This window comes from Mesorhizobium sp. M0522 (genome assembly GCF_040321085.1).
GTDB lineage: Bacteria > Pseudomonadota > Alphaproteobacteria > Rhizobiales > Rhizobiaceae > Mesorhizobium.
This window is the reverse complement of the sequence record NZ_JAMYQW010000028.1, coordinates 1-12,119: the sequence shown is the minus strand read 5'-3', so window position 1 is coordinate 12,119 and position 12,119 is coordinate 1. Positions and strand designations below refer to the sequence as shown.

Below are 12,119 nucleotides of genomic sequence, written 5' to 3'. Positions count from 1 at the left end.
GGCCGGCTCTTCGGTGAGGCCGGTCATCTTCCCAAGGGACTTTGGAGACCGACGCAATGTCCTCGCTCAGAGCCAAAATCCAGGATGTCTTCAACGAGCCCGCCTGCGAGCAGAACCGCGGCAAGGATGCCAAGGCACGCAAGGAAGGCTGTTCGAAGCCACTGACCCCCGGGGCGGCGGCCGGCGGCTGTGCCTTCGATGGCGCCAAGATCGTGCTGCAGCCGATCACCGACGTCGCACACCTGATCCATGCGCCGCTCGCCTGCGAGGGCAATTCCTGGGACAACCGCGGTGCGGCTTCTTCCGGGCCAACGCTGTGGCGCACAAGCTTCACGACCGACCTCACCGAACTCGATGTTGTGATGGGGCAGGGCGAACGGAAGCTCTTCAAAGCGATCCGCGAGATCAAGGAAGCGTATGGGCCGCCGGCTATTTTCGTGTATCCGACCTGCGTGACGGCGCTGATCGGCGACGACATCGAGGCCGTCTGCAAGCGCGCGGCAGAAAAGTTCGGCCTGCCGGTGGTGCCGGTCAATGCGCCGGGCTTCGTCGGCTCCAAGAATCTTGGCAACAAGCTTGCCGGCGAGGCGTTGCTGGATCATGTCATCGGCACGGTGGAGCCCGACGATGCCGGCCCTTACGACATCAATATCCTTGGCGAATTCAACCTCTCGGGCGAATTCTGGCTGGTGAAGCCGCTCCTTGATCGGCTGGGCATCCGGGTGCGCGCCTGCATTCCGGGCGACGCGCGCTACCTCGACATTGCCTCCGCGCACCGCGCCCGGGCGGCTATGATGGTGTGCTCGACCGCGCTCATCAATCTGGCCCGCAAGATGGAGCAGCGCTGGGACATCCCGTTTTTTGAGGGCTCCTTCTACGGCGTCACGGACACCTCGGAAGCGCTCCGACAGATCTCTCAGCTGCTCGTGAAGAAGGGTGCCGATCCGGAGATGCTCGGCCGCACCGAGGCGTTGATTGCAGAGGAGGAGGCGATCGCTTGGAAGAAGCTCGCGGCCTACCGGCCGAGGCTCGAAGGCAAGCGCGTGCTGCTCAACACGGGCGGTGTGAAGTCCTGGTCGGTCGTCCATGCGCTGATGGAGATCGGCATCGAGATCGTCGGCACCTCGCTCAAGAAATCCACAGTCGAAGACAGGGAGCGCGTCAAACAAATGCTCAAGGACGACAACCACATATTCGAGCAAATGGCAGCGCGCGAGCTTTACGCCATGCTCTCAGAACACAAGGCCGATATCATGCTGTCGGGCGGGCGCACGCAATTCATCGCGCTGAAGGCCAAGACACCCTGGCTCGATATCAACCAGGAGCGCCAACACCCTTACGCCGGCTATGACGGCATGGTGGAACTCGTACGTCAGATCGACCTCGCCATTCATAACCCGATCTGGTCCCAGGTGCGGGAGCCGGCACCATGGGATTGCCAGCCCGCGATGAAGGACGAACTGCCGCGCACAAAGAGCGAGACCGCGACCGTCCAGGCTTTCAAGAAATTCGCCGGCACGATGGCCGACGATCTCGGCGAGTGTTGAGGAAGCGATGGTCCGCATCCTTCCCCAGACCAAAGCGGCGGCGGTCAATCCGCTGAAGTCATCGCAGCCGCTGGGTGCCGCCTTGGCCTTTCTTGGCGTCGACGGCGCGATGCCGTTGTTCTACGGCAGCCAAGGCTGCACCAGCTTCGCGCTCGTGCTCTTCGTGCGGCATTTCAAGGAAGCCATCCCCTTGCAGACCACGGCGATGGACGAGGTGGCGACGATCCTTGGCGGGGCAGACCATCTGGAAGAGGCGATCCTCAACCTCAAGGCCCGCACAAAGCCAACGCTGATCGGGGTCTGCACGACGGCGCTGGTGGAAACCCGGGGCGAAGACTGCGCAGGAGATATCGCCAATATCAGGCTGAAGCGCACGGAAGAACTCGCAGGTACGGAGGTGGTGCTGGCCAACACACCGGATTTCGATGGCGCGATCGAAGAGGGCTGGGCCAAGGCTGTCACCGCGATGATCGAAAGGATTACGCGGCCCGGCGAGCAGGCGCGGCAGCCGAAGAAGATCGTGATCCTGCCTGGCTGGAACCTCACTGTGGCTGATATCGAGCATTTGCGTGAGATGGTTGAAAGCTTTGGACTCAAGCCGGTGATTCTGCCGGACGTCTCCGGCTCGCTCGACGGTACGGTGCCCAACCGCTGGGTCACCACCACCTATGGCGGCACCAGTTTCGAGGATATCCGCGAGCTTGGCACGGCCGAGCAATGCATCGTCATCGGTGAGCATATGCGCCGCCCGGCCGAGCTGCTGCAGAGGTTGACCGGCGTGCCTTACGTGCTGTTCCGGTCGCTGACTGGATTGAAGGACGCCGACCGGTTCGTCTCGCTGCTGTCCGCAGTTTCGGGCGCGGCGGCGCCGGCTGGGGTGCGCCGTCGCCGGGCGCAGTTGCAGGACGCGTTGCTCGACGGACATTTCCACTTTGGAGGCAAGAAAATTGCGATCGCTGCTGAACCAGACCAACTCTACCAACTCGCGAGCTTCTTCATCGGAATGGGCTCCGAAATCGCGGCGGCGGTCACCACGACCGACATGTCGAAAATTTTGGAGGAAGTACCGGCGCAGTCGGTTCAAATCGGCGATCTCGGCGATTTGGAAGCTCTTGGCGCCGGCGCTGATCTTCTCGTCACCCATTCCCACGGCGGCCAGGCGGCGCAGCGCCTCGGCATTCCGCTCATGCGGGTCGGCTTCCCGATCTTCGACCGGCTCGGCAGCCAGCACAAGCTCACGATCCTCTACCAGGGGACCCGCGACCTGATCTTCGAGGTCGCCAACATTTTTGAAGCCAACCGGCACGCGCCGACGCCCGAGGCGCTTGATCCACTCCGTAAACGAGAAATGCCAGATGAGCTCCGTTCGTCGCCTCTCGCTCGTCACTGACGAGGTTCACGCACCGACGCCGGAACGCCAAGCCGGCGCATTGCGCGTGGCGATCGCCACGCAGGACATGAAGAACCTCAACGCCCATTTCGGGTCGGCCAGGCGCTTTGCTGTCTACGACGTGATGCGCGAGGAGTGGAATCTCGTGGAAGCCGTGGCCTTCGATGACGTTTCCGACGAGAGCGGGAAGCATCGGACTGAGGGCGACGACCGCATCACCCCCAAGGTGGAGGCGCTGAAGGGCTGTCATCTCCTGTTTTGTCTGGCTATCGGGGGGCCTTCGGCAGCCAAGGTTGTTTCGGCAAAAATTCATCCGATCAAAGTGCCGCAGCCCCAAACCATCCAAGAGGTGCTGTTGCGCACGCAGATGATGCTCAGGACGTGTCCTCCCCCTTGGCTTCGCAAGGTGCTGGCGCAGGCAGGGGTCGCCGTACAGAAACCGTCCTTCGAGGACGAGGACTGAAATGAGGAGTAGGCGAAATGTCTGACGCCGTGGTTAGCCCTGCTGTCGCGGAAGACGAGGCGGCCCTTGCCACCCCGTTCGTCAAATGCCTCGTGCGGCTGGTCCGGGCTCATGATTCCCACGGGACTTGGGAAGGCAAATCGGACGCCGAGCTGCTGGGCGACTTCATCATCACCAGGGAACAGCGCCGTGCGATCCCGATCATCGGCGATCCAGATCCGGACGTGCTGTGGAGGCTCGAGATGTTTTACACGGCCGTCGGGCTTGCGATCGAGGAGCGCTCCGGCCTGATGGCATCGCCGATGATGGAGATGAGCCATGAGGGCTTCGGGCGCGTGCTTTTCACGGCCGGGCGGTTGGTCGTTCTGTCCAAGACCCTGCGCGACGTCCACCGATTCGGTTTCGAGACGTTTTGGAAACTCGCCGCGGCCGGTACCAAACTGGCCGGCGATGCCATCGCAGCCATTGAGGCTCATCCCGAGGTGGCGCGGGCGTGATGGAACCGATTTTCGATCATGAGGATCATGTCAGGCCTTGAGGACATGCGATGGCCAGCCCTCTCAATCGAGGCGGTCGAGGCCGATGTGGTTCTTGGGGTAGCGCTGATGAAGCCACTGGTACTGATCTGTTCGCAAGATGCTGAGTTGTATCTGTTCCTCAGCCACATTCTCGGAGTGGACGGCTTCACGAGTGAGCCGGCAGGCGGCGTGAAGGAAGCACTTGCATTGGCCGATGAACGGGAGCTCCAGGCGGTAGTGCTGGACTGCGGGCCGGCAAGCGCGACAGGCTCCACAATCTGCGCCCGGTTCAAGGGGGAGCCCCGGACCGGCGGCCTGCCCGTAATTGCGCTGATCGCGCCCGGCGCCGAGAACCAGCACCTCGATCTCTTGAAGGCTGGTATTGACGAGAGCTTTGTGCGGCCCTTCGCGCCGGCCAAGCTGCTTGACTGTCTACGGATGAAGCTGGCGCTGCCAAAGCCGGGTTCGAACGGGATTGAAAACGGCGGCTGGATCTCCTGTGGCGACCTTGAGATAAGGCTCGATGCCCACCGCGTTCGGGGTAATGGCCACGAAGTCCACCTCGGGCCGATCGAGTTCAACCTGCTGCGGCTTTTGCTTGAGACTCCCGGCAAGGTCTTCACCAGAGACGAGCTGATCAGCGCGGCCTGGCCGGCCAATATCCATGTCGGTGTACGCACCGTGGATGTCCATATCAGCCGGCTCAGAAGGGCGCTGAAGGCGGCCTCCCCCTCCAGCGTCATTCGTACCGTCAGGTCGGCCGGCTACTCGCTCGAGTGGCCGGACGGCTGAATAGATAACCGATGTGGTGCCACTCCGCATTTCCGCCGTGCTGAGGGCAAGTCTTGCGGCTTCGAAACGCGCCGGCAGGTACGAAATATTCAGAAAGAAGCAGTCAAATGGCTTTCAGAAGCGTACTCAGTGTGACGGGAGCTGACCACTCCGATCAGGATGTCAGAACAGCTGCCAGCTTGTGTGCCGAAGTCGGCGCGTATCTTTCCGTACTGGTGATGTCGCCTCCGCCGCTCATTATGCCTTCTCCGCTGCTCGGCGATGGCATCCCCGAGTGGCCTGGACAACGCGCACAGGCCATCGCCAGACTGGACAAACGGTTTAGGCAGATCGAAAGATTTTCACAGGACATGGCCAGACTGGAAACAACATCCAGGGAAATTCACAAACTGCTGAGAGCCACGCGGCTTTGCTATGACGTCGATACCCACTACTGCGATCAGGCCAGCGTCGGTGACGCGGTGCGACAGCGGGCGCTCTGCAACGACCTGACAATCGTCGGCCCCGCACTTCTCAACGACATTAATCTCGGACCTCTTGTTATCGACGGCAGCCTGTTCGATACCGGAAAGCCGGTGCTTGTCGTGCCGGAGGGCGCTGAGGCGACTCTGTCGCCACGGCGCGTGCTGGTCGGCTGGGATTCGCGAGTCGAGGCGTCCCGTTCAGTTCGGGAAGCGCTGGATCTGCTAGCCGATGCTGAGGAAGTTCGTGTCGCATTAGTCGACCCGGAGGCGACCTGCACCGGAAACGGTACCGAGCCAGGAGCCGATATCGCTGCCTATCTCACTCGGCACGGTGCTCGGGTCTCGGTTGACCTGCTGGCGAGCGCCGGAAAATCGGCAGCCACGGTGCTCGCGCAGCATGCAATCGACACGTCTGCCGACATGATAGTCATGGGCGCTTATGGCAACCGCAGGCTACGTGAGCGACTCTTCGGCGGCGTGACGAGATGGATAGATGGGAAGCCGTCATTGCCGTTGTTTTTGGCTCGATGACGGGTTCCAAGCAAGCACCGACGCTGTTCGAAGCTCTACCCCCCTGGTCACCTATCCTGATGCCAAGTCGGAGGAAGATCGCGCAAAGCGCAACTTTCGCGAAGCTCGAATCTGCAAGCGCCGTCGCCGAGACATCCCGGACCTCTCTAACGCGCGCTCGGGGGTTCTCCTCGCCCGAGATGATCCGTAACGCGGAGCCCAAAGGCCGCGCAGAGGTACAGGCGCTCCTCAATGCACTCAAAACCACCGCTTCAGGTCGGCGTCAGGTCGAGAAAGAGAGTCGCTTCAGCGCGGCAGGCCGCGTTCGGACCGTAGCCGCATCGTATTGGCGTTATCACGATTTCCCTCACACTGGCCGGGAGCTGACCACCGCAACGAGTGGCCAAGGCACCGACCTTCGAGTCGGGACGGCCGGGCTCTTGCCGGCGTCGGCGCGAACGATGGCATCAATCGCCTTGTCATCTCTGGGATGGTAGCCCGGGTTAGTGGCGGACAGCCGCATCTCCAGCGTTTCCCGTTGGTCCGGCCCAACCTGCGTGGCGACCGAGCGGTCTTTGGGTTTGCAATTCCGCCAACGCTCACATCCGCACGAAGCGGTCCCTGCAGCGCCTGAGCACAGGGAACACAGAAAATATCGGCACAAAGCAGGAACCCCGGAGAGTTCACCGGCCGGCACAGGCCGGCACTCATCCGGCCTTTTTCGCCGCGACATCATCATCGATCTGAGGATGGCGGTATTGGCGAGCTACAGCTGGACCTGCTTCGGTCGCGAAGAACTCCCATGACGCCAGCCCAGGAATTCAATCGCAAGGCGGGCGAGGGGGCACAGGCTGCGCTCGGATAGAGCGGCCCCTTGCAATCGCAAATGGCGAGATCGCTACCGCCTCCGGACCGGAACGGCAAGACGCTCAAGCCGGTGGCGTGAAGCGGACGATGATGACGAGCCTGACGATATCCAACGCAGTCATGATGGCCATCGGCCTCGTCCCTCGGCCCGAATGCATATTGAGTCGTCCGGGCCACGCTTTTCTGCCGACGCGAAGCGCGTGATGCTTGTCGAAAACCTGACAGCGGCAGAAAACATGTCGGCTTCAATACAACCGGCCATCTTGGCATTTGAAGGTTTTCTAGCGATTCATGCGCTTACTGCCCGCTGAGCGCGCTGGCACGGCCTTTGCGGATTGTGATGCGGCAACACTGCGTGAAAGCTGACTGCACGCAGACGCGCGAGACGAGGGATGCTCTCCTTTTCCTGCCCGTGTGCCCCCTCTCTAAAGAGGGAAACAAGCTCGCGCGTAAAGTCGCGCAACCTGTGGCAACAGCTTTGGATAGCAGCATGGTATTGCAGATGAAGTCACCGGCTCCTTCCACAAAAGTGGACACCTGGCTGCGTGGCGAGCCCCTGACGAATTTCGAACCCGGCAAAGTGTATATCGTCGAATTTTGGGCAACTTGGTGCGAACTATGTGTTGCGGAGATGCTCCAGCTGATGAGGCTGCAGGAAAAATACAGGGACAGCGGACTTGAGGTCGTCGGAGTCGCGGCTAATGAAGACGCTCCAACGGCAGTTGAGGCTCGCACCAAGTTGGACGCGTGGTTGACCGAAAAGTGCTCGAATCTGAACTATCGGATCGCGTTCGACTACACAGGCGAAATGAACAAGCTTTGGAGGGAAGCCAGCTTTTCCGTCGGGATTCCGACCTCGTTCGTGGTCGACCGAGACGGCCACATCGCCTTTATCGGTCATCCAAGCCAACTCGATGAGGTTTTGCCGGAAGTGCTCAACGGCAGCTGGCGCACCAGCGACAAAGCGAAAGCCGCCGATACGGAGCGGATCGCCACATGCGAACCCATGGCGCGCCAACACGCGTTGAAAAAGCCGATCGATGACAGATTCTGGGCGGCGGTGAAGTTAGAAGATTGGAAGACGGCGCTGTGGGCAATCGAAGAGGGCATCGCCTTGATGCCGGACGACATAAATTTCCGCCTGGCTCATGCGCATCTGTTGCTTCACAAAATTCAAGACATGTGGACCGGCTTGCCCGTGATGCGCCAATTGGTTCGCGACGCGATCGACAAAAACTCCGAGGACTGGATGGTTTCGGCGCTAGACGAACTTTTCCATCCGGCCAATGACCGTTCGCGCCTTCCCCCTGCTGAGCGCTTCGCGATGGGCAGGGAGCTGTCCGAACACATCCTGGCGCTGAATCCCCCGCAAGGGGACAGCCCTAAGTTCCGGTCCTATCCCGCGGTCGCCCGATACTATCACGAGAACGGCAACAATGATCGCGCGATCGAGTTGGTCGAACTGGCACTGACGTCGCTGGACGGTCCGGAGCCTATTCCGGCCGAATCGAAAGAGCAGCATCTGCCGGATTTGCTGCAGGCCCTCGCCAAGTACAGGGGTGCGAAGGCTTGTTGCGGCGCTCTCTTTGCGGCTGCGCAAAACAATTGCCCGAAGGTGCCAAAGCGCAGTCGGCCGAGGAGGAAAGATAAAAAGGGGTAATTGGTCGAAATGCCTTACCGGCCAATTCGTTCATTTCCCTGGCGTGACCGCAGCAGGAAGGTCCATGCAGCACTTGGTCGATCGTTTGCAGCAGGATCGAGGCTCGAAACTTCATGGCCTCCGGCCGCATTGCGGCGGAAGTGATCTTCGACGCGAATTCGAGGACGTGTTCAAGGTCGGCCAGAGGGATATCAATTGCGTGGCATCAGCCGCGCCGAGCCGGGCGTCGGCTGCGCAAGTGTGCCCGAAGTAGGCATCCCAGAAAACAGACATCGTGCTTCGACGAAGAGGACTGAAATAAGGAGAATATGAAATGCCTGAAGCCGCGGTCAGCCCTGCTGTCAACGGGGACGAGGGGCCATTGCCACCCCGTTTGTCAGATGCCTCGTGCGGCTGATCCGTGCTCAGGCTGCCTCCGCGTCACGGGAAGGCAAATCGGACGCCGAACTGCTGGGCGACCTCAGCATCACCAGAAAACAGCGCCGTGCGATCCCATTATCGGCGATCCCGATCCGGACGTGCTGTGGAGGGTCGATATATTCTACACGGCCGTCGGGCTTAAGGATCGAGGAGCGCTCCGGCCGATGACATCGCCAACGATGGAGATGAGACCCATGGGGCTTCGGACGATTGCTCTTCACTGGCGGGCGGTTGGTCGCTCTGTCGAGACATCCACCGGTTCGGCTTCGAGACGTTCAGGAAGCTCGCGGAGGCCGGTACGAAACTGGTCGACGATGCGACTGCAGCCATCGAAGCCTATCCCGACGTGGCGCCGGCCTGATGAAACCGATTTTGAGGAAGGATTTATGTCAAACCTGGATGAGATAGGGAAGAAAGTCCGAAAGCTTCAGCTGCGCGCGGCAGTTGCCAAGATGAAATTGCGCGACCTTGCAGAGAATCTCCCGGGAAAATGGAGGGAGATAGAGGAAGTTGCCGAGGAAACGTCCGCCGTTTTTGCCGAGTTGGATGGTGCCAAGAGAGAGCTCGCTGCAATGAAGAAGTTACGATGACGAGCACATTCACCACCCGCGACGGCTCCGGATGGGTGCCGGAATATCTCACCGCTATAGACGGCACGACCTGCATTGGCTGCGGCCGCTGTTTCAAAGTCTGCTCTCGCAAGGTCATGCATCTTTACGGGGTCGATGACGCGGGTGAAATCCTTGGCGCATGCGACGCCGAAGACGACGACTTCGATGGCGAGCTAAATCGCATGATCATGGTCGTCGACCATCCCGGCCGCTGCATTGGCTGCGGAGCCTGCGCCCGCGTCTGCCCGAAGAACTGCCAGACCCATGTTGCGGCCGACAATGTCGCTGCATGATCTGGTGGACAATCCAGGAGAACGGCATTGCCCTTCAGAATCTTCTGTCGCGTCCTGGGAATAGTCCTTTGCAGCACCGCTCTGACCGTCTACTTCGCTTCTCATTCCATCGGCACAGTAGTCGTCACGACGATGGCTTGTTCGCTGCTCCTTCAGCTGGCGTATTTCGCAAGCGTGCTCTTTCTGATCTGGCGGTCTGGCTGCGTTAGCCGAGCTGGCCAAAGGGCTGAGCGTTTCGACAGTTGCAAGGAAGTTGGATACGAGCCGCCAGACTATGATCAGGTGAGGAATGAATCCGCAGATTTACTCCAGCGCGACCAAATGTTGGCCATATCGCTGCTGCTGCCTTGAGGTGCCATGACAAGGTCAGAGCTCAAGCTGGCGCAAATTTTGGACCAACCATAAACATCGAGCAGATATTAGAAGGAATACTGTGCTTGAGAAGTCGATAGTGACCGCAATCCTGTCGTTCTAGTTAATCCAGGATATACAGTTCTTGAATGCCACGCATTGGGTAGTCTCTCGCACGCTGGCGTGCGGTTGCAACTCTCAATGACGAACGAGGCGCTGGAGATAGTAATGGGACTTTTCTGGCGCCGGATAACGCAGATGATGTCAAATCAAAGCCGCCTCTAGAATGACTCGTGAATGGCTAATTCAGCTCCATCGCGTGTTGCCGGAGAGAAAATGCTGGAAAGTTGGAACGCTATCTGGAGTGCGCTCCTCGGACCGGACAGGATGAACAAGCAGAATTGACGTTGGAAGCCGGGCTTTCGAAGGATGGAAGCCCATGGTGACTTATCGCACGCACAGCATCGAGTTCAATCGTCAGGTAGTGCAGGAGTTCCTGTCCGGCGAGACGCTGCATGGTCTCGCCAAGCGGCACGAACTGCCGCGTAACCTGATCCGCATCTGGGTTCAGAAATACGAGGCCGGCTCCTTCGACGAAGACGTGGCGGCGGCCGACACGATGCAGACCTATGAGGCGCGGATCGCAGCGCTGGAGCGGCTGGTAGGCCGGCAAGCCTTGGAAATTGAGTTTCTAAAGGGGGCTCTGAAAAGCGCACCACGTCCGAGAAGCGGGACTACATCCGTGTTGGGGTGGACGGCCCCCGACGGCATCGTGATGTGCCAGAATGAGGTCGTTGAAGATCTCAAACAAGGGAGACCGTCCGTGGATAAACTTATTCGCATTGGCATGGATACGTCAAAGAGCGTTTTCCAGTTGCATGGGGTGAATGAAGCCGAGCAGCCGGTGCTGCGCAAGAAACTGCAACGCAGCCAGGTGCTTGCGTTTTTTGCTCAGCTTCCGCCGCTGAAGGTGGGCATGGAAGCCTGCGGAGCGGCGCATTACTGGGCGCGCGAATTGCATGCGCTGGGCCATGAGGTGGTTCTGTTGCCGCCGCAATATGTGAAGCCCTATGTCAAGCGTGGCAAGTCGGATGCGGCGGACGCCGAGGCCATCTGCGAGGTGATGAGCGGCCGAACATGCGTTTTGTGCCGGTCAGGAGCGCCGAAAACCAGGGAGCGCAGATGCTAGCGAAGCTGCGCGCGCAGTTCATCGGCCGGCGCACGCAGCTTGCCAATTCGATACGCGGCTTTGCGGCAGAGTTCGGCCTTGTCGCGCCCAAGCGGCTTTCCCGTCTCGGCGATCTGCTGGCCGACATCCGCGCCGATACGACGCTCCCGGACATGGCCAGGCAGATGTTCGAGACATTGGCGCGCGATTATGCGCGGATCGCGGAGGAGATCGCCGCGCTCGATGAACAGCTTCTGGCGCTTCACAGGCAGAACGAAGTGAGCCGGCGGCTGGCCGTCGTGCCGGCGATTGGTCCTGTCGGAGCGACGCTTCTGGCGATCAAGGTACCGGAGGCGCATGGCTTCAAGTCGGGGCGAGACTTTGCCGCCTGGCTCGGGCTGACGCCGAAAAACCATTCGACAGCCGGCCGCAACCGGCTTGGGGTGATCACCCGCGCCGGCGACGAGATGCTGCGGAGTGTGCTGGTGGCGGGCGCCACCGCTCTCATCCAGCACATGCGGCGCGGCAGCAAACGGGTCTGGCCGTGGTTGCAAGCCTTGATTGCGCGCAAAAGCCCCAAGCTGGCGGCGGTGGCGCGGGCCAACAAGTTGGCCCGCATTGCTTGGAAAATGATGGTCAGCGGCGAGCATTATCGCCCCATGAGCGACGCCGTGTCCGAAGCCGCGTCGGCGCGACCATGAGGCAGGCAAAACGTTTGGCGTCAGGCGCTCGCGCGCGGCGCTGAAGGCCGGAACTTGCAAGCAAAGGAGAAGATGGTGTGATCGGTCGAACCGGGACAGGCGAGACATTCCGAGGTGCTCACCGGCAATCAATGCCGTGTCCGTATTTGGAACTCTCCGTCCGCGAAGCCCATTTTGGCCAGCGGCCGCAATGAGCGCGAAAAAAGGCCGGACATATGAGCGCAAGAGATCCGACATACGATCAAATCCAATCCTTGCAAGCAGGGGGCCGTCCACATATGATCACCGGCCCGGCGGTGTCTCCATCGCTGAAGGATGCCGGCTGATGGGGATCGCGCGATCAACCTACTACGATCAGCCCGAA

The 12,119-nt window shown here is 60.5% G+C and carries 10 protein-coding genes and 2 pseudogenes; all 12 read left to right on the top strand.

Annotation, left to right across the window (positions count from 1 at the left end; translation table 11 throughout):
• Positions 1 to 56 precede the first annotated feature (56 nt).
• Positions 57 to 1,547, top strand: coding sequence for a nitrogenase iron-molybdenum cofactor biosynthesis protein NifE (gene nifE / locus NKI58_RS25030; protein WP_352853833.1), 1,491 nt, complete (start codon positions 57 to 59; stop codon positions 1,545 to 1,547).
• A 7-nt stretch (positions 1,548 to 1,554) separates the two neighbouring features.
• Positions 1,555 to 2,937 (top strand): nitrogenase iron-molybdenum cofactor biosynthesis protein NifN, encoded by a 1,383-nt coding sequence (nifN, locus tag NKI58_RS25025; RefSeq protein WP_352853832.1) that lies wholly within the window; start codon positions 1,555 to 1,557, stop codon positions 2,935 to 2,937.
• Positions 2,903 to 3,400, top strand: coding sequence for a nitrogen fixation protein NifX (gene nifX / locus NKI58_RS25020; protein ID WP_352579084.1), 498 nt, complete (start codon positions 2,903 to 2,905; stop codon positions 3,398 to 3,400). Before nifN ends, nifX begins: the two co-directional genes overlap by 35 nt.
• A 17-nt stretch (positions 3,401 to 3,417) precedes the next feature.
• On the top strand, positions 3,418 to 3,897 hold the full coding sequence (locus NKI58_RS25015; RefSeq protein WP_352853831.1) for a NifX-associated nitrogen fixation protein: 480 nt from the start codon (positions 3,418 to 3,420) through the stop codon (positions 3,895 to 3,897).
• A 27-nt stretch (positions 3,898 to 3,924) separates the two neighbouring features.
• Entirely contained in the window at positions 3,925 to 4,710 is a 786-nt protein-coding gene (locus NKI58_RS25010) for a response regulator transcription factor (protein ID WP_352646356.1), read from the top strand.
• A 107-nt stretch (positions 4,711 to 4,817) separates the two neighbouring features.
• Complete coding sequence (locus tag NKI58_RS25005) at positions 4,818 to 5,705, top strand: universal stress protein (protein WP_352853830.1); 888 nt, start codon at positions 4,818 to 4,820, stop codon at positions 5,703 to 5,705.
• A 1,336-nt stretch (positions 5,706 to 7,041) separates the two neighbouring features.
• A complete protein-coding gene (locus NKI58_RS25000) occupies positions 7,042 to 8,211 on the top strand; it encodes a TlpA disulfide reductase family protein (protein WP_352853829.1) in 1,170 nt (389 codons plus the stop codon).
• A gap of 313 nt (positions 8,212 to 8,524) precedes the next feature.
• A pseudogene (locus NKI58_RS24995) lies at positions 8,525 to 8,992 on the top strand (NifX-associated nitrogen fixation protein).
• Between the two features lie 25 nt (positions 8,993 to 9,017).
• Positions 9,018 to 9,221, top strand: coding sequence for a CCE_0567 family metalloprotein (locus tag NKI58_RS24990; RefSeq protein WP_352542107.1), 204 nt, complete (start codon positions 9,018 to 9,020; stop codon positions 9,219 to 9,221).
• Positions 9,218 to 9,535, top strand: coding sequence for a ferredoxin III, nif-specific (fdxB, locus tag NKI58_RS24985; protein WP_352853826.1), 318 nt, complete (start codon positions 9,218 to 9,220; stop codon positions 9,533 to 9,535). The genes NKI58_RS24990 and fdxB overlap by 4 nt, the downstream gene beginning before the upstream one ends.
• Before the next feature lie 27 nt (positions 9,536 to 9,562).
• On the top strand, positions 9,563 to 9,886 hold the full coding sequence (locus tag NKI58_RS24980; RefSeq protein ID WP_352853824.1) for an exopolysaccharide production repressor protein: 324 nt from the start codon (positions 9,563 to 9,565) through the stop codon (positions 9,884 to 9,886).
• Positions 9,887 to 10,709: 823 nt separating this feature from the next.
• Positions 10,710 to 11,755 (top strand): annotated as a pseudogene (locus NKI58_RS24970) (IS110 family RNA-guided transposase).
• The last annotated feature ends 364 nt before the right edge of the window (positions 11,756 to 12,119 follow it).

Excerpts from the sequence above, each read along its gene's own strand:
- nifE (WP_352853833.1), top strand. The coding sequence starts at position 57 with ATGTCCTCGCTCAGAGCCAAAATCCAGGATGTCTTCAACGAGCCCGCC.
- nifN (WP_352853832.1), top strand. The coding sequence starts at position 1,555 with ATGGTCCGCATCCTTCCCCAGACCAAAGCGGCGGCGGTCAATCCGCTG.
- nifX (WP_352579084.1), top strand. The coding sequence starts at position 2,903 with ATGAGCTCCGTTCGTCGCCTCTCGCTCGTCACTGACGAGGTTCACGCA.
- NKI58_RS25015 (WP_352853831.1), top strand. The coding sequence starts at position 3,418 with ATGTCTGACGCCGTGGTTAGCCCTGCTGTCGCGGAAGACGAGGCGGCC.
- NKI58_RS25010 (WP_352646356.1), top strand. The coding sequence starts at position 3,925 with ATGTCAGGCCTTGAGGACATGCGATGGCCAGCCCTCTCAATCGAGGCG.
- NKI58_RS25005 (WP_352853830.1), top strand. The coding sequence starts at position 4,818 with ATGGCTTTCAGAAGCGTACTCAGTGTGACGGGAGCTGACCACTCCGAT.
- NKI58_RS25000 (WP_352853829.1), top strand. The coding sequence starts at position 7,042 with ATGGTATTGCAGATGAAGTCACCGGCTCCTTCCACAAAAGTGGACACC.
- NKI58_RS24990 (WP_352542107.1), top strand. The coding sequence starts at position 9,018 with ATGTCAAACCTGGATGAGATAGGGAAGAAAGTCCGAAAGCTTCAGCTG.
- fdxB (WP_352853826.1), top strand. The coding sequence starts at position 9,218 with ATGACGAGCACATTCACCACCCGCGACGGCTCCGGATGGGTGCCGGAA.